At 54.2% G+C, this 21,408-nt stretch carries 21 protein-coding genes; 13 read left to right on the top strand and 8 right to left on the bottom strand.

The window, feature by feature from the left end; translation table 11 throughout:
* The first annotated feature begins 9 nt into the window (after window positions 1-9).
* From fdxH to HK26_RS11670, 4 genes are read left to right on the top strand one after another with little or no spacing between them, the layout of a single operon-like run.
* Window positions 10-945: a formate dehydrogenase subunit beta gene (fdxH, locus tag HK26_RS11685; protein ID WP_086639943.1), complete on the top strand. Its 936-nt coding sequence runs from the start codon at window positions 10-12 to the stop codon at window positions 943-945.
* Window positions 945-1,598, top strand: a complete 654-nt coding sequence (locus tag HK26_RS11680; RefSeq protein WP_086639942.1) for a formate dehydrogenase subunit gamma — start codon at window positions 945-947, stop codon at window positions 1,596-1,598. The genes fdxH and HK26_RS11680 overlap by 1 nt, the downstream gene beginning before the upstream one ends.
* Complete coding sequence (fdhE, locus tag HK26_RS11675; RefSeq protein ID WP_086639941.1) at window positions 1,598-2,515, top strand: formate dehydrogenase accessory protein FdhE; 918 nt, start codon at window positions 1,598-1,600, stop codon at window positions 2,513-2,515. The genes HK26_RS11680 and fdhE overlap by 1 nt, the downstream gene beginning before the upstream one ends.
* A 20-nt stretch (window positions 2,516-2,535) precedes the next feature.
* Window positions 2,536-3,798 (top strand): molybdopterin molybdotransferase MoeA, encoded by a 1,263-nt coding sequence (locus tag HK26_RS11670; RefSeq protein WP_257640993.1) that lies wholly within the window; start codon window positions 2,536-2,538, stop codon window positions 3,796-3,798.
* 17 nt (window positions 3,799-3,815) lie between these two features.
* Here the strand turns inward: HK26_RS11670 and mobB are convergent, their stop codons facing one another.
* Window positions 3,816-4,346, bottom strand: coding sequence for a molybdopterin-guanine dinucleotide biosynthesis protein B (gene mobB / locus HK26_RS11665; RefSeq protein ID WP_086639940.1), 531 nt, complete (start codon window positions 4,344-4,346; stop codon window positions 3,816-3,818).
* Window positions 4,347-4,442: 96 nt separating this feature from the next.
* On the opposite strand from mobB, the gene mobA reads away from it, so the two are divergent.
* Both mobA and fdhD read left to right on the top strand, forming a co-directional pair.
* On the top strand, window positions 4,443-5,081 hold the full coding sequence (mobA, locus tag HK26_RS11660; protein ID WP_086639939.1) for a molybdenum cofactor guanylyltransferase: 639 nt from the start codon (window positions 4,443-4,445) through the stop codon (window positions 5,079-5,081).
* Window positions 5,071-5,898: a formate dehydrogenase accessory sulfurtransferase FdhD gene (gene fdhD, locus HK26_RS11655; protein WP_086639938.1), complete on the top strand. Its 828-nt coding sequence runs from the start codon at window positions 5,071-5,073 to the stop codon at window positions 5,896-5,898. Before mobA ends, fdhD begins: the two co-directional genes overlap by 11 nt.
* A 24-nt stretch (window positions 5,899-5,922) precedes the next feature.
* On the opposite strand, the gene HK26_RS11650 is transcribed toward fdhD, so the two are convergent.
* From HK26_RS11650 to HK26_RS11630, 5 genes are all read right to left on the bottom strand, one after another.
* Window positions 5,923-7,074 carry an L-dopachrome tautomerase-related protein gene (locus tag HK26_RS11650; protein ID WP_086639937.1) on the bottom strand — a complete coding sequence of 384 codons (1,152 nt, stop codon included), beginning with the start codon at window positions 7,072-7,074 and terminating at the stop codon, window positions 5,923-5,925.
* A 40-nt stretch (window positions 7,075-7,114) separates the two neighbouring features.
* Window positions 7,115-8,473, bottom strand: a complete 1,359-nt coding sequence (locus HK26_RS11645; RefSeq protein ID WP_180539541.1) for an amidohydrolase family protein — start codon at window positions 8,471-8,473, stop codon at window positions 7,115-7,117.
* A gap of 23 nt (window positions 8,474-8,496) precedes the next feature.
* The gene (locus tag HK26_RS11640; protein ID WP_086639935.1) at window positions 8,497-9,690 is read right to left on the bottom strand and encodes an arabinose transporter; all 1,194 of its coding nucleotides are present in this window, start codon (window positions 9,688-9,690) and stop codon (window positions 8,497-8,499) included.
* Between the two features lie 215 nt (window positions 9,691-9,905).
* On the bottom strand, window positions 9,906-11,129 hold the full coding sequence (locus HK26_RS11635; protein ID WP_086639934.1) for a cation:proton antiporter: 1,224 nt from the start codon (window positions 11,127-11,129) through the stop codon (window positions 9,906-9,908).
* A gap of 856 nt (window positions 11,130-11,985) precedes the next feature.
* On the bottom strand, window positions 11,986-12,915 hold the full coding sequence (locus HK26_RS11630) for a LysR substrate-binding domain-containing protein (RefSeq protein WP_086639947.1): 930 nt from the start codon (window positions 12,913-12,915) through the stop codon (window positions 11,986-11,988).
* 127 nt (window positions 12,916-13,042) lie between these two features.
* Here HK26_RS11630 and HK26_RS11625 point away from each other — a divergent pair, with 127 nt between their 5' ends.
* From HK26_RS11625 to HK26_RS11595, 7 genes are all read left to right on the top strand, one after another.
* Entirely contained in the window at window positions 13,043-13,912 is an 870-nt protein-coding gene (locus HK26_RS11625; RefSeq protein ID WP_086639933.1) for a pirin family protein, read from the top strand.
* A gap of 56 nt (window positions 13,913-13,968) precedes the next feature.
* A complete protein-coding gene (locus HK26_RS11620) occupies window positions 13,969-14,538 on the top strand; it encodes an NADPH-dependent FMN reductase (RefSeq protein WP_086639932.1) in 570 nt (189 codons plus the stop codon).
* 219 nt (window positions 14,539-14,757) lie between these two features.
* A complete protein-coding gene (locus HK26_RS11615) occupies window positions 14,758-15,018 on the top strand; it encodes a hypothetical protein (protein ID WP_143296355.1) in 261 nt (86 codons plus the stop codon).
* Window positions 15,015-16,463 (top strand): PepSY-associated TM helix domain-containing protein, encoded by a 1,449-nt coding sequence (locus HK26_RS11610; RefSeq protein WP_086639930.1) that lies wholly within the window; start codon window positions 15,015-15,017, stop codon window positions 16,461-16,463. The genes HK26_RS11615 and HK26_RS11610 overlap by 4 nt, the downstream gene beginning before the upstream one ends.
* On the top strand, window positions 16,456-16,743 hold the full coding sequence (locus HK26_RS11605; protein WP_086639929.1) for a hypothetical protein: 288 nt from the start codon (window positions 16,456-16,458) through the stop codon (window positions 16,741-16,743). The genes HK26_RS11610 and HK26_RS11605 overlap by 8 nt, the downstream gene beginning before the upstream one ends.
* 96 nt (window positions 16,744-16,839) lie before the next feature.
* Window positions 16,840-17,115: a metal-sensing transcriptional repressor gene (locus HK26_RS11600; protein ID WP_086639928.1), complete on the top strand. Its 276-nt coding sequence runs from the start codon at window positions 16,840-16,842 to the stop codon at window positions 17,113-17,115.
* Window positions 17,116-17,132: 17 nt separating this feature from the next.
* Window positions 17,133-18,242, top strand: a complete 1,110-nt coding sequence (locus HK26_RS11595) for an S-(hydroxymethyl)glutathione dehydrogenase/class III alcohol dehydrogenase (protein WP_086639927.1) — start codon at window positions 17,133-17,135, stop codon at window positions 18,240-18,242.
* Window positions 18,243-18,302: 60 nt separating this feature from the next.
* On the opposite strand, the gene HK26_RS11590 is transcribed toward HK26_RS11595, so the two are convergent.
* Window positions 18,303-19,886 carry a PepSY-associated TM helix domain-containing protein gene (locus HK26_RS11590; protein WP_086639926.1) on the bottom strand — a complete coding sequence of 528 codons (1,584 nt, stop codon included), beginning with the start codon at window positions 19,884-19,886 and terminating at the stop codon, window positions 18,303-18,305.
* Entirely contained in the window at window positions 19,883-20,182 is a 300-nt protein-coding gene (locus HK26_RS11585; RefSeq protein ID WP_086639925.1) for a hypothetical protein, read from the bottom strand. Before HK26_RS11585 ends, HK26_RS11590 begins: the two co-directional genes overlap by 4 nt.
* Between the last annotated feature and the right edge of the window lie 1,226 nt (window positions 20,183-21,408).

The raw sequence follows: 21,408 nt of genomic DNA, 5'->3' as shown, positions 1-21,408 counted from the left end.
GGTGCGCTGATGGGTATGCAGTCACAAGACATTATCCGCCGCTCCGCCACCAATGGCCTGACGCCGCTGCCACAGGCCCGCAGCCATGAGCAGGAAGTGGCCAAGCTGATTGACGTCTCCCTTTGCACTGGGTGCAAGGGGTGTCAGGTTGCCTGTTCGGAATGGAATGACCTGCGTGATGAGGTCGGGCACAACGTGGGTGTTTATGACAACCCCGCCAACCTGACGGCTGAAACATGGACCGTCATCCGTTTTGATGAACGTGAAGATGAGGCCGGCAAGCTGGAGTGGCTTTTGCGCAAGGAAGGCTGCATGCACTGTGCCGAGCCGGGGTGCCTTAAGGCGTGCCCCAGCCCGGGTGCGATCTTGCAGTTTGCCAACGGTATTGTCGATTTTCAGTCCGATCAGTGCATTGGCTGCGGCTACTGCATTGCAGGCTGTCCATTTGATGTTCCGCGCATCAGCCAAAAAGATAACCATGCCTACAAATGCACGCTCTGCTCGGACAGGGTTGCCGTGGGGCAGGAACCCGCCTGCGTAAAAACCTGCCCGACAGGTGCAATCTCCTTCGGCTCCAAAGCTGAGATGAAGGACCTTGCCGCAACCCGGGTAGAAGAACTTCAAAGCCGTGGCCATGCAGGAGCCGGACTTTATGACCCGGCTGGAGTAGGGGGGACGCACGTCATGTATGTTCTCACCCATGCCGACCAGCCCAGCCTGTACCACCGCCTACCCGACAACCCGCATATCAGCCCGATTGTGCGGGGATGGAAAGAGTGGCTCAAACCCGTTGGCGCACTCGGCTTTATCGCAACGCTGGCAGGGGCTTTTGTCCATTACATGGGGGTCGGGGCAAACACCACGGACGAGACACCCCCGCCTGAGCCCAAAAGCAAACAAGACAATGCGGAACATGACCCGAACGAAAACGGGAGAGATGCGTAATGGATAACAGTAATCTGGTCTTACGTACCAAGCTCATTGACCGCATGTTCCACTGGAGCATGGTGTCGTGCTTTACGCTGGTGGCGCTTTCTGGGCTGTCATGGTTTTTTCCGAGCCTGAACTGGCTGGGGTATGTGCTTGGCCCACCCCAGCTTGCGCGGGTCTTACACCCTTTTCTAGGTATCGCCGTTTTTGCGCTGCTTATGTGTATGTTTGTCCGGTTTGTGCACCATAATCTTTTTGTGCGCACCGACCTGACATGGTTCCGGCATATTGTGGACGTGCTGCTGAACAAACACGGGCAAAAACTCCAGATCGGCAAGTATAACGCAGGGCAGAAAATTCTGTTCTGGGGCATCATGTCCCTTATCAGCCTGCTGTTTGTTAGCGGGTTAATGATCTGGCGTGCCTATTTTGCCGCTCTTTTCCCCATCCCGGTGCTCCGGCTGGCTCTTCTGGCACACTCCGTGGCCGGGCTTGCCCTTATCTTGCTTGTTATCGGGCATATTTACATGGGCATCTGGGTTCGTGGGTCCATTGGCGGCATGATCAGTGGATATGTAACCCGCGCTTGGGCCAGACAGCATCATGACCGTTGGTACGAAGAAGAAGTCGCACCGACAAAACCCCTGCCGTCCAAAAGGCACGGCTGATGCTGCATTCGTCCGATATTGTCGCTCCAGACAAGCGTACACCCGGTGTTGCCCAGATTGATCCAGTCATTTTTCCCGTGCTGGACAAGCTGTATACTCGTCGCATCCAACGACTGAACACACAGGCCGAGGCATTGGGAGAAAACGGAGAATACTTTCGTTTTCTCACCCAGTTGGTGCAAGCCCAACAGCAGCGTCTTGTGCATCATCCTCTTGGCTCGGACGATGCCGCCACCATACTGGCACTGCTTGGCCACAAGCATGACCATGCATATTTGCAGACTAGCCTTTTAAACATCCCGTACTGGCAGGAAACATACACAACCTTGGTCGGGCAGGTTGCTCCCATGCTGCCGTCCGCTGCGGGGGATAAGCTAGCTGCTCTGTCCGCTAACAAAGAGTTGCTGGCGCATGCCGCTGCCCATCTTTTGCGCTTGGATTATCAGCTGGTTGATGCGGGAGTTGCCGTTGTTTTATGGGCTGCACTCTCCACCAACTGGGCGCAGGCTGTCTCCCTAAATCAAGCGCAAATGCAGCAACCATCCACAACACAGTCAGCGCACTGCCCATGCTGCAATGCACCGCCGGTTGCCAGTCTGGTGCTAGGTGGAGCGCGTGAGGGGCTGCGATACTTACAGTGCAGCCTGTGCGAAGTGCGCTGGCACCGGGTCCGTGCTGTTTGTGTGGACTGTAGCTCCAGCGGGCAAATTGATCACTGGACTTTGGATGACGCCAAATCTGCCATCCAGATTGAAACCTGCGGTGATTGCACTACATATATTAAAACATTCCGTCTGGATTATGATCCCGACTTGGAAGCGGTAGCAGATGATCTGGGGAGCTTGTCTTTGGATGCAGCCATAGAGGCAGAGGGTTTCAGACGTATTGGCCTCAACCCGTTTTCTTTCCCCGCATAAAACGATCCATGGACTGTAGCGTGCCTTTATCCCAACCCCCGGCTTTTCTTAAACCCATACCTGTTCCGGCCATGGTTGATTATGATGAGGCACAGGCCATTCTGTCTGCTCTGGCAGACGCACTAGACGGTCCGCAAATTGATATCATTCCCCTCGCTCAGGCTAATGGCCGCATTCTGGCAGAAAACGTGTCTGCCACGACCCCGCGGCCAGAAGCCGATATTTCTGCCATGGATGGTTACGCCTTCTGCTGTGCAGATATTCCTACAAATGGCGCACATTCCATAAGCCTGCCACTACAAGACTGTATTGTTGCAGGGGATCAACCAAGCACGCATAACCGCAGCACAGCCGCCACTATTTTGACAGGCGCACGCATACCGTTGGGCGCAGACTGCGTTATCGCCCGAGAACGCGTGACAATGGGTGATGGCGTAATTCATCTGAACACAGCAGACGCTCTCGTTGGTAAAAATATTCGACGGGCGGGCGAGGAGTTTCCCGTAGGGCACCCCTTACTCAAGGTCGGACAAAAGCTTGACTGGCGGCATATAAGCCTGCTTGCAAGCCAGAACATAAAGCATTTGGCCGTTTATAAGCCCTACCGCATAGGCGTGTTAGCTAATGGTGCCGAACTTGCATCTGATGCACCGGATTATCGTGCGGACATCAACACCCCCATGCTTTGCGCTATGCTGGAAAGCATGGGCCTGCATGTTCAGCACCACACTGTCGGCTCCGACAGTCAGGCCGAACTGCGGGACTCGGTGAACGAACTGGCGGCACAATCCGACATCATCATCACCACAGGCGGTATTTCTGTTGGGCAGACAGACAATGTATTGCCAGTTATGGAACAGTTGGGAGCGTGCTGCCTGTTCCGGCGGGTTAAAATACGACCCGGCAAACCATTTACACTCATGCGTCAGGCCGAAACACCGGTTTTCTGTCTTCCCGGCAACCCCGGCGCTGCCGCCATATGCACCCAAATTTTTGTCTTGCCGTTTTTACGCTCAATATCGGGGACAAACCCACAGCAGGCAGCTTCTCCCACACTGAGTGGACGCAGCAGTTTTGCTTTTTCATCCCCCTCTGATGCCACATGCCTCATACCCGTACACTATGCTCAGAGTGGCAAAGAGGGTGTTTTTTCTCTTGTGCCATCCCAAGGAGCATCAGACGTGCTGTGCTTTTCGCATGCTTCTGGCATCCTACGCATACCGGCAGGCCAGACTATAAAAGTGGGAGACTGGTGCGCGGCAATGGCATTGAGTGCTGTATAAACTTCTTGACCATCAGGTTATTCTGCTGATGTCCATAAAAAAGCATGCTCTTGAATATAATGCGCGATAGATTCAATATCTGTTATTGGAAAAACCTCTTTCCCCATAACAGAATCATGTAGCGTTGGACTATCGGTTGCAATGGCTTTAATACTGGGCATATGGGGGTAAAGCGGGTCTTTGCCTGTTATCGGGCGCCAGACCTCCATGCAGGCAGGAACATGCTCATGAAAACCCTCCACCAGAATCAGATTAACAGGCTGCATGGCTTGTATCAACTCACCTAGCGTGGGCGGGCAAGTGCTCTGGTGCTGCAAAAACCAGCGGGCCGGAGTAGCCAGCATGACCTCTACGGCGCCATTTTCTCTGTGCTGAAATGTATCTTTTCCCGGTGTGTCCATATCCACACCATGATGAGTGTGTTTGATGGTGGACACACGCAGTCCTTTTTTACAGAAAAATGGGATCAAATGGCTGATAAGATGCGTTTTTCCAGACCCGCTACGCCCTATAATGCCAAATATCCGTTGTTCGCGATGAATGAGCATACAAACAGGCCAGTCCACACAGCATTGAAGAACCATTGATTTTTAATCAGACTGACGCACAATAACCAGCACAAAGAAGCAGAGACATAATTGACCATGCAGCACACACTAAAAATAGCAGGGCTGGTGTTGGCTGGCGGGCAGGGAAGGCGCATGCACCATGCTGACAAAGCCTTTATGGATATTGCCCAACGCCCCTGTGTGGACTGGATTATAACCAGCCTAAAACAACAGTGCGCCGCCATTGCCATAAGCGCGAATGGCGATGCACAAAGGTTTGACGCATGGAACTGCCCGGTGCTTGCAGACACACTGCATAATGTTGGTCCCCTTGCCGGAGTGCTGAGTGGTCTCGCATGGGCAAAAGAGGCCGGGTTTGATGTGTTGGTGAGCGTACCAGTGGATACACCATGCATACCGGACACTCTGGTAAGCACCTTGCTACCCGCACCATCCTACGCAGCCTATGCCACACAGCACCACTCTTTGGTTGCAGCGTGGCCTGTGCAGGCAGCACATGCGCTGCTGACCGCACAACTGGCAAACATAACGGAACAGAACAGAAAACAGAACACACGTGTCTGCACCCTGACACAGGCATTGGCCGCCCGGCCGGTTGATTTTTTGCCTCTCAGTTCCTTTGATCCATTTTTAAACATCAATACACCAGAAGACCTGCAGGCTGTACAAGCTATCTGGCACACCCGGACGAAAGATAACCACCATGGCCTGTAGTGCGGATAACGTAGAGCACCCCATAGCCACCGAATACCATATAGAACGCGCTGTCTGGCACACATCATCCGACACAGTCGCGGCGATAACAGCAGAAACTTTAAATCTGGCCGAAGAAGTGCCTCTGGCGTTAACCTATAATGGCATTGAATACGCTGTTATGATGGTCACGCCGCACAATATTACTGATTTTATAATCGGTTTTTCCGTATCAGAAGGTCTGGTAAAAAGCCTTTCTGATATACGGCAGATTTCCATAACACCGGTTGATGGCGGTTTAAAAGCCGATATCCGTATCAGTGCAGATGCACTCCGTACGGTTCTGGCCCGCAGTCGCCGCCCGATTGCTGGGCGTACCGGATGCGGAATCTGCGGCTCGGATATGGCCGGTGTGCTCCAGCGCACGTCCAACACAGTTCAGCCATACACGCCGGAATTATCCGCCATACGCTCCGCCCTGACCACTCTGCGCGACCATCAGGTCTTAAATCGCGGGATTGGTATGCTCCATGCGGCCGCATGGTGCAGCACCAATGGCCAGATTACCTCTATCCGGGAGGATGTGGGCAGGCACAATGCGCTGGATAAGCTGATTGGCCATGGCTTAAACAGGGAACTGAATTTTGCAGAGGGGTTTTGTCTGCTCACCAGTCGCTGCTCTTACGAAATGGCTACAAAAGCCATTGCTGCTGGCATGCGCGCCTTGGTCTCGCTGTCCGCTCCTACGGCACTGGCACTCAGAACCGCGCAACAGGCGGGGCTGACCCTTGTGTCTCCCGCCAAACCGGACAACATGTGCTTTCTGCCGTTAGTGTGAGCAGTCTCAAACATTCTTCTCGGCTCAATGTTGCATGGCAGGTGGCGTGATGGGCATTTTTGCAACCAGATAGGGAGGTCGGCGCATATCCTGCCCATTGTGCAGGCGGGGCAGGCGGCTCCATTGCCCCAGCACAACGTACACAGCCTGTCGGTCGGCAAAAATACCATCAGGCCAGACAAATCGGGGGTCAGAGGCAATCAGGTCATACGTACCATTCGGGTTGCGCCGGAACACCGCATCATGATCGGCTGCGGTTATATAAATCCGGTTCCAGGGGTCGGTTGCCAACCCGTCAGCCGCACCTTTTTCACCCTCATCAACGACAGATGCAGCCAGGCTGCCTGAGCTGATGTTAAAGTCTGCCAGTTTATCAGTTGGCAGACTATACAATCTCCGGCTGGCCAGTGGTGCATAATACACCCGTGTGGAATCAGCCGACAGGGTAATCCCATCTGCTCCTCCGGCGGGGAATGTCGGGTGTGCCGGGTCATAATGCAGCACGCGGCCATCCAGTACGGTCTGGTAGCCCGTGTCTGGCAAAACCGAAATAGTGTTTTCCAACACCCGGCGCTGCCTGCCCGTGGCAAGGTCCAGCACCACCAGAGCCGGATGACCATCAAACGAGCTATCCGTAATATAGGCTGTGCCTTTCGCACCGTGTGTCAGATCAATGCGCAGGTCATTCATATGGCTCTGTGGTCGCAATGCACGCTCCAGCGGCACATTGGCTATGACCTGTCCGGTTGCAGGATCAATCCCCACAACCTTGGCACCTCCAGCAGGAATAGGTTGGCCTTTGATCTTACCGTCATCAATTACCCACAAATTCCCTGATGTATCTGTTGTCATACCATGAGGAGAAATCAGCCTTGTCTGCGGAGCGCCACTTGATGACTCCGAAAATGCTGCTGAAGGGAAGGGGACCAGCCGCCCCGCTTTCCATTCAGCCAGAACCGGGCCTGCGTGATCACCATCATGCTTGGGGAAAGTGAGAAATAACCGGCCATTGACCACGGCAATACCAGATGGATCCGGGTCCGGTATGCTGGCAATAATCTGGACCTGACCAACCGGGCCAAAAGCAGGGTCCTGGTTGCTGGTGATTGGTGCAGCCACAGCCTGTACGGCTGCCATAAAACCCGCTGCCAGCAAAAATGGTCCAAATTTATGCATACTACTTTCCCGTTCCTTTACGCATTATCCAGATCATATTTTAGGGGGAGAGCGGGGTCGTTATTGCAACCACAGGCCCGGCTACGGCATTGCCGTTTTCCCATGTTTCTTCCACTTTATCGGTATCGGCAATCGTGTTTGCCGGGTTCCCCGCAACCACCAGCAGGTCTGCCCTCCTGCCTGCTGCAATGACGCCCCGATCGTGCAGATTCAGCAGAAGTGCTGCCTGTTGTGTCGCCACATGCAGGGCTTGCAGGGGCGAAAGGCCCGCACTGACCATCAGTGCCAGTTCTCGGTGCTCTGCAACGCCGGGCACCCGCAGAGGGGTTGCGCCGCTGTCCGTGCCAAAGCCTATTTTTACGCCAGCATCCCAAAGGGTTTTCACATTCTGTAGATTCATAGCCAGCGATTTACGGGCAAACTCAGCCTTGGCACCTGTTGCATTTTCCTTGCGCCATGCTGGAGCGTTGATCTGCTGGCGTAAGGGGGCGGACAGGCCCGCCACAACATACGGTGCATGAACCCACGCGGGCTGGTCTGCCCATACGGTCGTAGCCTCATCAAGCTGTAGCGTGGGAATATACCATATTCCCTTTTCCTTCAGTGTTTGCACAAAAGACGGGGGAACGGGTTTGTCACGCACACCGTGCGCCAGAATATCGACCCCACTTGCCACAACACGCTGTGCGTCATCCAGATCATGGATATGGGCGGCAACACGCAGATGTTTTTTATGCGCTTCATCCACAACGGCTTCTATAATAGCCGGGTCCATTTTAACGGGCAGTGAATGGTCAAAATCATCTACCCAGATTTTAACCAGATCCGTACCCTCGTCTGCCATGGCATCAACATTCTGGCGTGCCTGCTCTGGCGTATGGGGCCTGAAAAGCTGATCTGGCGCAACGTGCACCGGGGGAGCCCCTTTTGGCACGCCAATGCCCTGATCCACGCCAAACATATCCGCAGGAAGCAAACCCAAATGCGCATTTTTACGCATGGGGTCAAACACCTTGGGAGCATTATTACCGAGCGCTGTAACGGTTGTCACACCGTAACGCCTGTATTGCGCCAGTTCGGAAGTAATCGTCTCTACCGTATAAAACTGCGCGTCCGTACGCACCCCTTCCAACTGACCAACATGACTATGGTCGGACACAAGGCCGGGTAACACCGTCATTCCCGAGCGGTCTATAATCCTTGCATGTGGGGGCAGGGGCACACCATGCCCGGCCGTGACAATGATCCCATCCTGCATAACAACTGTGCCATCCTCTATAGGAGCAGCACCCGTACCATCTATAATCCGGACATGGGTCAGAGCCACAGGCACCGTCTGCGCTTTTGCCAGAACTGGAAAACCCAAAAGGAAGGTGGTTGCAAGCACTACGGGTTTCATCCTGGTCTCCATCTGTTGTTTGCTCAGTGGGTCAGTGCTGCCGCACGCTCACGCCATGCCAGTCTGCTGGCCAGAAAAAGCCCGCCAAAACCTGCGGCACACCCCACCATAAATACGCTGCCGTCTCCGGCCCATTCTGCCAGCAGGCCGGTCAAGGGGCCTGTTGCGCCATATGCAAGGTCCTGAAAAGCGGCAAAACCGCCCATAGCGGTGCCGCGCATCTGCGGGGACACGCGCCTGACCACCTCCACCCCCATGGCGGGAAAGATCATGGAACAGCCACAACCGGTCAAAAATGCGCCAGCCAGTGCAACACTCGGGCCAGTCGCCTGCCACAGCAGCAATTGACCTATTGTTTCCACCACCATGGAGGCACACGCAACGCGCGCACCACCCAGTCTGTCTGGCAGATGGCTGCACAGAATTCTCACCAGCACAAACGCAACACCAAAAAATGTTAGCCCCATGGCAGCATGGGGCCAGTGCCTGTGCAGGAACATAAGCGGCATAAACGCACCAATAGCCGCAAATCCGATACCCTGAAAAAAGACCACCAGCCCCAGATCAGAAATTTTATGGATAATGCGCCCTACTGGCTGCCGCTCACCACCATGGGGTGGCACAGCCTCAACGGGGGAGGTCATGGCAAGCCCCATTAATGGAGCCCCCGTACAGGCAAGTGCGACCAACCCGTAACCACCCAGATTGTACAGGAGCAGCCCCAGAGGGCTCCCCGCCGCCAAAGACCCATACATGCCCATGCCCACAACAGAGAGCACACGCCCCGACCGCTGGTGGCCCATAAGGCCGATGCCCCATGCCAACAGCCCTACGACTGTCAGGCTTTCGCCCAACCCCAGCGTCAGGCGGGCCAACACGAGCATGCCAAACCCAGACCACGGCGTTGGCATGCCTGCGACAGCCATAGCCAGAACACCGCTTAAAACATACAGCACAAGCCCATACACCATGCAGCGCTTGCCACCCTGATGGTCAGCAAAGCGGCCAGCAAAGCCACGCGTCAAAATGGTGGAAAAAAACGCAATCCCAACCGCCAGCCCAGCAAGGGCATTACCCATGTGCAACGAGGTTGCCACAAAAACCGAGGTCGTCGGCATGGACATGGCAACAGCAAGGTAAGACAGAAACAGGGCTACCGCGAGCCAGAGTAGCAGATACACGGCTTTGTCCCGACCTGCCGTGGGTGTGCTGGTCATTGGGGCTCCAGCTCCTTATTAAAACATGGATACAGGGTTACGGCAGAGGCAGACCCTGTTCAGGTCTTGGGCAAGTCGGGCCTTTTGCCAAGCCCCATATCCATGACAATGCTGTGAAGGCAGACACCAGACCACGTTAAGGGCGCAAAACTCCCTATGACCCGACCTGACGGCCAAGATAGCAGCCAGAAGCCGTTAGACCGCCCAAACATGGCTCAGGTGCCGGTTGTGCTGGCACCGCGCGGGGAAAACAGCCTGAACAGTGGCCCTGTCAGAGTGGTGGAAATGACGGCCAGAACCATCAATGAGGCAAACCCAAAGTCTGACAGCATACCCTGACCATGCAGAATGGTCGCGGCAACAATTTCCATCAGTCCTTTACACTGGAGCAGAGCCCCCACACCTAACGCCTGCCTTGGTTTGAGCCCGGCAGCCGGAGGGTAGAGATAAACAGCAGCAATCTTGGTCACCATGGAAATAACAACCAGCGACAAAGACGCCACGACCGAAGGCCATGTCAGCGCATCCCCATTGATATGCAACCCGCTATGGCCAAAAAACATGGGAGCGAACCAGATCAGGGCAAATGTTCCCACAGATTCTACCGGCAGGCGCCGCACCCAGCTTGGGGGCATAATCGCCCCGGCAAAATACGCACCGATCAACTCATGCAAACCAAGCTGCATGCTGGCCCATGACCCTGCGGCCAGATAAATCGGAACGGCAAGCCAGATCACGATCAAAGGCGGATGCCGGAAATGCTGACTGGCCCAATAGCCCGCAGCCGCCAGCCCGAGCAGCAGAACAATCGCAAGAACTTCCAGCCCAGTCCAACCATGCAGCGCAGCAGACCCACGAGCCGCAAACTGGAGCGCCGCCAACCCGATCCACAACGCAGCATCGTCCACAACGGCCAGCTTGAGGGCAAGCTGGCCCAGTGGTTTTTGGCTCGCATCAAGCTCACGCACAACCCCGATCAATACCGGCAGCGCGCTCACAGCAATACACAGACCAATGGACGCGGCTGCAACCCAAGGGGACGCCCCCGGTGCCTGCCATCCATGCAAATGCAAAAACACGGTATAGGCCAGAAACGACCCCACCAAAAAAGGAATACCCAGCGCAACCGCAGCCCCCCCAAACAGGCGGCCAATTGTTGGCTGTGCAAAATCCTGCCCCGAAGGTTCCCCTCCTGGGTGCTGCCACATTTCCAGACCGGCGGTAAAAGCCAGAACCAGCACGGCAACCCAGCCGATATTGTTCCCATAAACAGAGGGAATACCCATTTGCTGCACAGGGACATGCCACACGGCAAGACCTATGCCGACAAGAATGGGCAACACAGCTATTGGCAGCGCTTTATGCAGGAGCCGCCACAAAATCCATGGGCAAAAAACAAAAATTGCGGCGTCGATCAAAAGTGCTGTCAAATTGGCCATATTGCATCCTTTTTTGTGGAATTTTATCCCTTGTAACGGATTAACCCTACGATATGCAAGTTTTGCATGCCTGCGTGCTTTTTATTCATACCATACATGGCTTGGATGACGCATGTTCGTCCATCAGAACCTGCCTGCTCTGCGCTGTATGAACGGTCCTGTGAATTATTCAGGCGTGGGGGGGCGTTCACGCATCATATGAACATAACGCACGAACGAAACCACGGGCTTTTATCACGATCATAAAAGTGTGATTTATTGAATATGTCATACCTCAAAACGGCAGAACAATAGCCCAAACGCCCGACAACCACAGGCAAATCACGCACTAAACGGCTCAGTTATCAAGATTTTTGCGCCTGAAAAATCAACAACCCACACGCAGTCAGTCTGGGCATTATAAATAAATATAATAAATTGAAATTTTATTACCTGACCTGCGTTGATAATACGCTATTTGCCACAACTGCAAAAAGTAATTAGAGAACATTTATCGCTCTGTTGCAGAAGGGCGAAGGTCAAAACCAAAAACCTGAAGCCCGTTTTATTCAATTGGAATATGAAGCATGAGCAAAACTACAAAAGAAGTGATCTTGTGGGCTTCCGCATTTTTTATCGTTGGTGGAATAATGTGGGGTGGGTCCAAAGTCCTACACAACTACCGGCAGAATCAATGGGACCAGTTTGTACAGGAACATCATTGCGTCATTACTGGAACACAGCCTTCAACCAGTTTTTTTACGTCTGACCAGACCATTTATCAGTGCGATAACACAGGCATTTACTATCGCAGCAAATAAGGTTTCCCCTACCGTTCCGTAAGGCAAAAGCCGGGCTGAGTTACCCCACAATACCATCAGGAGTTTCGCACCACAAAGGTGGATGCCGCCATCCGCCTTTGCTCGCTACATTCCTCCGCCATAAAGTCCAGCAAGCTCCTGACTGCAGGCATCAACCCTTTGCGGGAAGGGAACACGGCATGCACAAGGCCTGCGCGTGGCGTCCACTGGGGGAGTGCCTGGACCAGCCGCCCGGCCTCAACATCTTTCCACACCATAATTGTTGGCAATTGTACTACGCCTACACCTGCCAGCGCAGCTTCCCGCAGTACAACCATATCGTCCGTGACCAGCCGGGGTTCATGAAAAACCGTGGCAGTCTGCCCCTCATTATTTTCCAAAACCCATGCGTGTTCGGCAGGGTTGGTGTGGAAATCCATGCTGGGCAATGCGGCCAGATCAGCCGGTAGGCTCAGGCGTTTTTGCAGCAATGCCGGTGCAACCACGAGGCACTGCGTACTGGTATCAAGAACACGCATGACAAGATCAGAGGGTTCAATCGGTGGAAAACGCACCCGCACCGCAAGATCGAGCCGCCCCTGTAAGATATCCACCCGATGATTGGTGCTGTTCAACTCCAGAGTAACCGAAGGATAGCGCACCAAAAAACGCGACAAAATGGCCCCAAACTGGAAGTTGAGCAAAGCCACAGGGCAACTCATGCGTACCACACCACAGGGTTCAGCCTGCAACCGGGCAATAGACTGCTCCGCCAGATCCGCCTCAGCCAGCATGGCTTTGCAATGCCCATAAAACCGATGCCCCGCCTCGGTTACTGAAAAATGGCGGGATGAGCGTTGCAGCAATCTGGTGTTCAGCCGCGTTTCAAGTGCAGCAACACGTCGGCTCAGCAGAGATTTCTGTACCCCCAAAGCCCGTGCAGCGGATGAAAAACCACCAAAGTCCACGACCTGCACAAAATAATCAAAATCATTCAGGTCTCTCATCGTCTCATCCATGCAACGCAATGTTTGATCTGCGGGTCTTTTTAGAACACTGCCCGACTTTTATGTTCCAGATAAGCAAAAAAGAACGCGCTGAGGTTCAGGCTTCAAAAATATCAGGAGGACACCAATGCATAAAAAAATTCTGGGCCGGTACGGCAATGAACGCGGGCACTGGGTGGGAAATGGTTTTCCGGTCCGCTCTCTCTTTTCCTACACAACTCTGGGGCAGCATCTCAGCCCGTTTTTGTTGCTGGATTATGCTGGCCCGCATCACTTTCAACCAACTGAGGAGCGCCGAGGGGTAGGAGAGCACCCGCACAGGGGGTTTGAGACCGTGACAATCGTTTACGATGGAGAAGTCGAGCACCGGGATTCATCAGGTGGTGGTGGCATCATCGGCCCCGGAGATGTCCAGTGGATGACAGCTGGCAACGGCATTCTGCATCAGGAATTCCACTCCCCCCATTACGCCGCAACCGGTGGTGCGTTCAGAATGGTCCAGCTCTGGGTCAACCTGCCAGCCAAAGACAAACTGGCGCCACCCGCCTACCAGACCCTGCTGGCTGCGGATATTCCAACACTACCGCTACCACATGACGCGGGGACTTTACGGGTTATTGCCGGTCAGTATGGCCTGACCACTGGACCTGCCCATGTGTTTTCCCCCCTCAATGTATGGGATGTGCAACTGGAGCAGGGCGCACAGCTGACCTTTAGCCTGCCAGAAGGGCATAATGCCGCCATTGTCTCGCTTGAGGGACGGCTGAATGTGAATGATTCGCAGGAACTTGGCAGCGCGCAACTCGTTCTACTGGACCACGAGGGAACAGAGGTTACGGTGCAGGCACAGGTCCACAGTAGTTTTCTGGTCCTGACCGGAGCCCCGCTGAACGAACCGATTGAAGGGTACGGCCCCTTTGTCATGAATACCCGCGCGCAGATCCGGCAGGCTATGGAGGATTTCAGCAACGGATTATTTGGCGGCATTCCGGCCTGAGACGCACGGGCTTTGCAATCAACAAAAATACGTTAGAGATGATAAGGTCTAAGGTCATGACAAGCTCTACAAATCTGCATTTTGTAACACTTCTGGGCAGCTTGCGCCGCGCATCTTTTAACGCAGCCATTGCCCAAAGCCTGCCACAACTGGCACCTGAAGGGGTATCCATTTCCGCGTTGGGGAGCATTGCCGATTTTCCCCACTACAACCAGGACACGCAGGACGAAGGCTTTCCTCCTGCGGTTCTGGAAATGGCGGAGCAGATCAAGGCATCTGACGGGGTTATTATTGTCACGCCCGAATATAATTACTCCATACCCGGCGTGCTCAAAAACGCCATTGACTGGCTCTCACGCGTAACGCCCCAGCCTTTGGCCAAAAAGCCGGTTGCCATTCAAACGGCCTCTCCGGGGCAGATCGGTGGGGCGCGGGCCCAGTATCACCTGCGGCAAAGTCTGGTTTTTCTGGATGCGTTTGTCCTGAACAAACCCGAAGCCATGATCGGGCTTGTCGGCAGCAAAGTGGACCCTCAGACACTGTCTTTAACAGACACACCAACCCGGGACTTTCTAACCCGCCAGATCAGTGCGCTGGCAGATTTGGCCCGAACGCTGAACAAATAATTTTTTGTGTGGCATGCAAGCCAAACGCGCCACGCAATCTTGAGGGTGAGAGTTATTCGCACTACAAGGGCGGACAGAGCGACTATTCAAAACAAACAAGCGAGCAACCGTGTCCGCCCTCCCTCTATCAGCCTATTCGTGCATAATCTGTTCTAAACCAGATATATGCAGTCCACAGGGCAGGGGGGATAAGCCTGCGGATACAATCTGGAATTGCGCGTGACCTCCGTGCCAGAGTATGCCCGCCGCCTTGTTGCCGCACTGCTTTGCTGGCTGGCACTTGTGATGTGGGGTTCTGCCATTGTTAATTTCTGCCCCGCAATTACAGATGCCGCCACGCAGGGGTATCGGGCCATAGCAAGTGCTCTGGCCGCACCGGCCATGGTCTGGGCATTCTGGGTTAACACACCCCGCACAGCACTTGTGCTCAGCACTGCACTGGTGCTGTGCGGTGGTTTGCTGCTGATTATACAGCCATGACACCAGCCCGCCGCGCCCGGCTGTCCTGGCTACATCGATGGGCTGGTCTTATTACCGGCTGGTTTGCCTTTGCTATTTTTCTAACCGGCACCCTTGCTCTGTTTGATACCGAGCTCACCCGCTGGATGCAGCCAGAAACCGCCGTTGTTCCAGCAAACGCCACGCTTACCCCCCGAGCCATGGAGCACGTACAGCATATCCTGCTTGAGAGTGAGCATACGGGCACCTCTCCATCATTCCTGCTGCTACCGGACACACGCGACCCAACACTCCGTATTCTGCATTACGATGGACATAGTTTTGTAGGGCCTGTTCTTGATCCGCGCACGGGGGACATCATCCACCCCCGACAGACCGAGGGAGGGACGTTTTTCTTCACATTCCACTACACGCTCCGCATCCCTGCCCCATGGGGCGCGCGCGTGGTGGCCTGTGCGGCCTTTGCTTTTGCCGTTCTGGTTCTGTCTGGCGTTCTGCTGCACCTCAAGCGTTTGATCCCAGATTATTTTACGCTCAGGCTGCAGGCAGCCCTGCCACGTTGCCTGCTGGACCTGCATGTACTGACGGGCAGTGCCATGCTTCCATTCCATATTCTGATAACGTGGTCCGGTCTGGTTTTAACTGCGGAAAATGCCCTACCGCTCATCCACTTCAGTCAAGTGTCGGCCTCTACACAACAAAGCAGCATTGCGCAGGCAATACCGCAATGGGCACCACGAGCCCCATTAAATACAATGCTGCAACAAGCACGCAGCCATCTGGGCTATGCTCCGTCTTATGTGACGTTTGATGGCAACGAGACCACATTTTCCGCCATCCAGCACAACAGCCTGAATGCGAACGACCTGTCTGCCGTGTTTAATAGCCAGACTGGAGAGTTTACAGGCAAAACCACTCCAGCAACAAAACTGGAAGATGCGTTTTATATTCTCAACGGCCTGCATATTGCACGCAGTATGGGTAATTTACTGCGCTGGCTGTGGTTTTGTGGTGGTGTGGCCTCCTGCGTCATGATCGCAAGCGGCCTGATCTATTATACGGCACGGCAGAAGAAACACTCCACCTCAACACTTCACCTTGCGCAGCGCTTGAATGTTACCCTGCTTGGCGGTCTGCTTTGCGCATGTCTGGGCTTTTTGCTCTGCAACAGAGTTATTCCTGCTTTTTGGCCGACCCGGGCCAATTTGGAGGTGGAAGGTTTTTTTTGCATCTGGGCATGCTGCGGCCTTTTAGCCATTGCCTGCCCTCCTTGCAAAAGCTGGAGAATACTCTGCTGGACAACCGGCATTGCTGGGCTGGGTGTCCCAGTCATGGATGCATTGGTGGTGCCCTTGGCAATATGGGGCACAGCACTCCACGTGACCGTAAACAGTCTATGCGCCTTAACCGGCCTGCTCTGCCTTGGTAGTGGACGCCTACTATCTGCCAGAAGCCGCCATGACTGACACCGCTTTTTGCGCGACCGAAGCCGCAATTCTGGCTGCCTGTGTTCTATGGGCCTGCAGTCTGGTCTTTATTCGCAACAAATGTGGCTGGCCCCTTCAGACCGGCGCAAAAAAACAGGTCATACTGCTGCGGTTAGCAGCAGTGTTGGCATTGGCTTTTGCTTTTCAAACCAGCCTGAGCTGGTCCGTGGTGCCAGCCATTGCGCTTTGCATCATGCTCCTCTCCCTGAACAGCATCGTGCTGTCCTTTGTGCTAAGCCTGTACCCTTTTAAAAAATAACAATCTCGCGCGCACCGGCGACAACCAAGCCGCAGTGCTAGCCATAAAACAATACAGATACTATACTCCCCTATAGTAAAGAGGATCGCGTACAGAATGCCCCATACACCCGAAGACAAAAAGAAGGCGCTCACTCGCCTGCGGCGCATACGCGGACAGTGCGATGCGCTCGAAAAAGCGCTGGAGGCAGGGAGCGAGTGCGCTCCGGTTCTTCAGCAGCTTGCGGCAATACGTGGGGCCGTCAACGGGCTTATGTCCGAAGTTATGGGTATGTATCTGCAAGAGGAATTTGGTGCAGACGCCCACCTTGATGCCGGTCAGCAGAAAAGTATCGACACCATTCTCTCCCTTGTACGCACCTACCTGAAATAATCCGAGAAGGAACGACCATGAAGTCCCGTGCCGCTGTTGCCTTTGCTCCCGGTGAGCCCCTGCAGATTGTGGAAATTGACGTAGCCCCCCCAAAAAAGGGAGAGGTTCTGGTTCACATCACCCACACCGGTGTTTGCCACACAGATGCGTTCACCCTCTCTGGCAGTGACCCCGAAGGGCTTTTCCCCTGTGTGCTCGGCCATGAAGGAGCGGGGGTGGTGGTTGAAGTTGGGGAAGGCGTGACATCTGTCGCCCCAGGGGACCACGTTATTCCACTCTACACGGCAGAATGCGGCAAATGCGAGTTCTGCACTTCAGGCAAAACAAACCTGTGCATTGCGGTGCGCGAAACGCAGGGCAAGGGCGTTATGCCCGATGGTACAAGCCGTTTTTCCTACAATGGGCAACCGCTCTACCATTACATGGGGTGCTCCACCTTTAGTGAATACACAGTGGTTGCCGAAGTCTCTCTGGCTAAAATCAACCCTCATGCGGATCATGAGCACGTGTGCCTTCTGGGCTGTGGCGTTACAACCGGTATCGGGGCAGTGCATAATACCGCCAAAGTGCAGGCGGGCGACAGTGTTGCTGTATTTGGCCTTGGTGGCATTGGTCTGGCCGTTATTCAGGGTGCACGACAGGCAAAGGCAGGTAGAATTTTTGCCATAGATACCAATCCAGCCAAATTTGAACTCGCCAGATCCATGGGGGCAACAGACTGCCTGAATCCCAAGGATTATGACAAACCCATTCAACAGGTCATTCTGGACATAACCCGCTGGGGGGTTGATCATACCTTTGAATGTATTGGCAATGTTAATGTCATGCGTGCAGCCCTTGAATGTGCACACCGCGGGTGGGGGCAATCTGTAGTGATTGGGGTTGCCGGAGCCGGACAGGAAATTTCCACCCGTCCTTTCCAGCTTGTCACCGGGCGCACATGGAAAGGAACCGCATTTGGCGGCGTAAAAGGCCGTAGCCAGCTACCCGGCATGGTAGAAGACGCCATGAAAGGCGAGATCGACCTTAAACCTTTTGTGACCCACACCATGGGGCTGGAAGATATCAACCATGCCTTTGATCTGATGCACGAAGGCAAATCCATCCGCTCTGTTATTATTTACTGAAGAACACCATTTTACGCAGCCTCTTCCTCCCGCAAAACGGAGGGGGAGGCAGTGCCTCCATCAAACAGCAATCCTGCACCCGGATCGTTTGACTGAGTATAAAAGAAAAGTACCGAGCAGCAGGGTTATGGCAGCCGTACACAGGCCAGTGAGTGTCACGCTGCCTGTGAACAGTGCAGACACAAGCAGCACTGGGGCCACAGCAACATTAACCAGTCCCGCAAGGCAGAAGAGCACAGGCTCCCTCAAGCGTTCTCCAAGACTGAACGCCAGCGCCATACACAGCACAAAAGCTGCATAATATAGAGCACTTGCCTGACCATAAGTCCCACCCAAAGGCAAAAATGGCGCGCAGATAAACAACAGGGCAATGCCCGCCATACACCCCGTAATGCAGCCGGTCATCAGGCAGGACAAAACCCATGTGCCACGCGTCTGCCGGGATAATGTGGTCGCGCTGTGTTCGCGACGTATGCGCGCCAATATCCATAACCGATTGCCGGTATAAAATAAAAATGCCCCCCCAACCCCAAGGCAGTAATACCCCCACCGCACAGGCAGGCCACCATAACTGCCAAAATGAAGCGCAAAAAATGCCGTTAAAACTGCAAGTCCTCGGGATTGATGTCCCGGTAGATAATCAGTCGATAAAATTTTGCCACTTGCCGGATCTACCATAGCAAAGCCATTGGTCGCGCCCCGCATAGGGTAGCGTGCATCATGTCCGGCAACGCGAAGCACCAGTCCGCTTTTGCCTTTTCCGCGTTGTGCTGTGTATTCCAGCGTGTCCGCCACAAAACCCGGGGCCTGCTGTTGCACTGTGGCCAGCAGGAGCGCAGGGGCAAGTGGCATCTCTTTACCCACCACCGCTACCTCGGTCCGTGTTTTGCTGTTTTCTGGTGCTTTATGCCCATGCGCTGCGCTTTGCCCAACGCCTTGCATGGATTGGAACAGTTTTTCCTGCACGGTAAACACTGGTTCATGAAATGCAAAAACAGCGGCTGTCAGAGCAATCACGCAGTGGAAGGGCAGGGAAAAAAAACCTAGCAGATTATGCAGATCAAGCCATACCTTGCGTGCACCGGTATTCAGGCGGACGGCAAAAAGCATTTTCTTCAACGCTGGCAGAAAAGCTATAATGCCTGAAACCAGAGCCAGAAAATAGGCCAGAGCCACACACCCCATAAAATACCGGGCCATAGTGTGCGGCAATGGCAAGCCCACCTGCTCATGAAGCTGATCGATAAAAAACGGAATTTCCGACGGTCTGCGCGCAGCCGTAACCAACTTTCCATCAGGGGAGAGGGCTGCAAGCATAAAATCCTGCGGTCCATGTCCGCGGTGTGTCGGGTCCTGTGGCCACATCAGTCTGGCAGGCTGGGCACGATCAGGATTGATGACAAGAATATAATGCCGCCCGGCTTCTGGATATTCCGCCAGAGCTTTTTGTAAAAGCTCTGGCGTATTCTCAATATTCACAGGCGAGGGCAAAGGGGTGGCGGGCGTAAGCCAGTTCTGCAATGGCTGTTCAAACATGCTTATGGAGCCCGCATAAAACGCCACAAAAAGGAACAGGCCGCAAAGAATACCAACCCAGCTGTGTATGTCCCTGTATGCCTGCACAATATCGGCCCGAAGTTTCATACCATTATAACCTTGGCCAATATTACAAACAGTCCCCAGACAACCAGCGCACCACCACCAAGCATGGCCCAAGCCCTCCGCCCGGAACGGAACAGAAAGCAACTCCCCACAAGGGCCAGCCAGCCCACAATGGCAAACCACATTAAAAATTGCGCGGAAACACTCCGGGCGTCCCCACTGGCATGGCAGAACAGCCCCAACACAGCCATACACCCCAGAGAGAGAAGGGCGCCGGGTACAATGGCCGCCATAAGCTTGGCAAGCCATTGGTCATTCGTCAGCCTGAATGCGGACATGATCACTTTCTATCCGGCCGCAGCATGGCCATAAAAAGGGGGAAAACGCTACAAACCACCATCAGAAGCAGCACAACCATAAAACACGCGGTTGCAGCGCTTGTGATGCTCCAAAGTAGACTGGCTGCCAGCACCCCCATGGCCATAGCACCCAGGAGGCAATGCCTGTTGCCGGGGCGCTGTGTAAATAAACGCTGATTCCGGGAGGCAAGATAGAACAGCACACCCGATGCCAGAGTGCATCCGCCACCACCCAAGAACAGCAGCCCAGAGAGCGTTAGCATAACTGCTCCAGTTGTATGATAAGGCTATGTCTTGCCCCATGCCCACAAAGGCAAGGCATCACACGGAGCACGGCAGAACGTATCGGGGCAGAGCCCCATATATTCACAAAAAAGAGCATCGCCCTATCATGCAAAGCTGTTGTGCCCTCGTTGCACCGCAAGAACATAGTCAGATCATCCAAAGCGGTTAAGTGTTACGCCGGGCATTCAACCACGAAATATGGCACAAGCCAATATATGCAAATGATAATTAGTGTTAATAACTACATGATGTGCCGCTGCCAGCTACCCGATTGTGTGGTGTTTGCGCCACAAATCACAAATCAATGCAACATCGGGTGCGCCATTACACCTCGGCTAACGGCCCTCTGACAACAAGGGGCAGGGCAGCCTCCTCGCCGCGTGAGTGGCAAAAATGGTGAGTTATAACGCCCAGTCAGGCTGCAAATATCAGAAAAGAAAAGCAAGACGCTACCAATATGCAGCCCTTGCATGCACTTTGTTGAGAACAAACCCACCATCTTGGATATTCCGCTCGCGAGCAAGAAGTGCCATAGTCCAAGACAATTAAAAAGCAGGAGAACAATCCCCGGTGTGCGCGGCGAGACACTTGATCTTACCGATTATGTTTGGCTGCCTTTTTGCTGCTCAAACTCTTCAGGCAGCGCCTTATTCCGCCAGCGCGGACTTTGCCGAAGAACTCTCCAAGGCTGTTGGGGACTCATCCCCCCACGTCTTTTTCCCTAATGGAGACATTGGCGCCCCCCTGCGCACCTCCGGCGCAAAAAAAACTTCGGCTTCTGCCACACCAACGCACCCGGTGCAGTCCAAAACGGTGCAGAGCGCCTCTGTTACGACAAAACTGAGCCAACCTGCTCCTGCTCCTGCTCCTGCTCCTGCTCCTGCTCCTGCTCCTGCTCCTGCTCCTGCTCCTGCTCCTGC

Source organism: Acetobacter okinawensis (assembly GCF_002153655.1).
GTDB classification, from domain to species: Bacteria; Pseudomonadota; Alphaproteobacteria; order Acetobacterales; family Acetobacteraceae; genus Acetobacter; species Acetobacter okinawensis_A.
The sequence above is the reverse complement of the archived record's forward strand: the minus strand, read 5'-3'. Positions and strand labels throughout refer to the sequence as shown.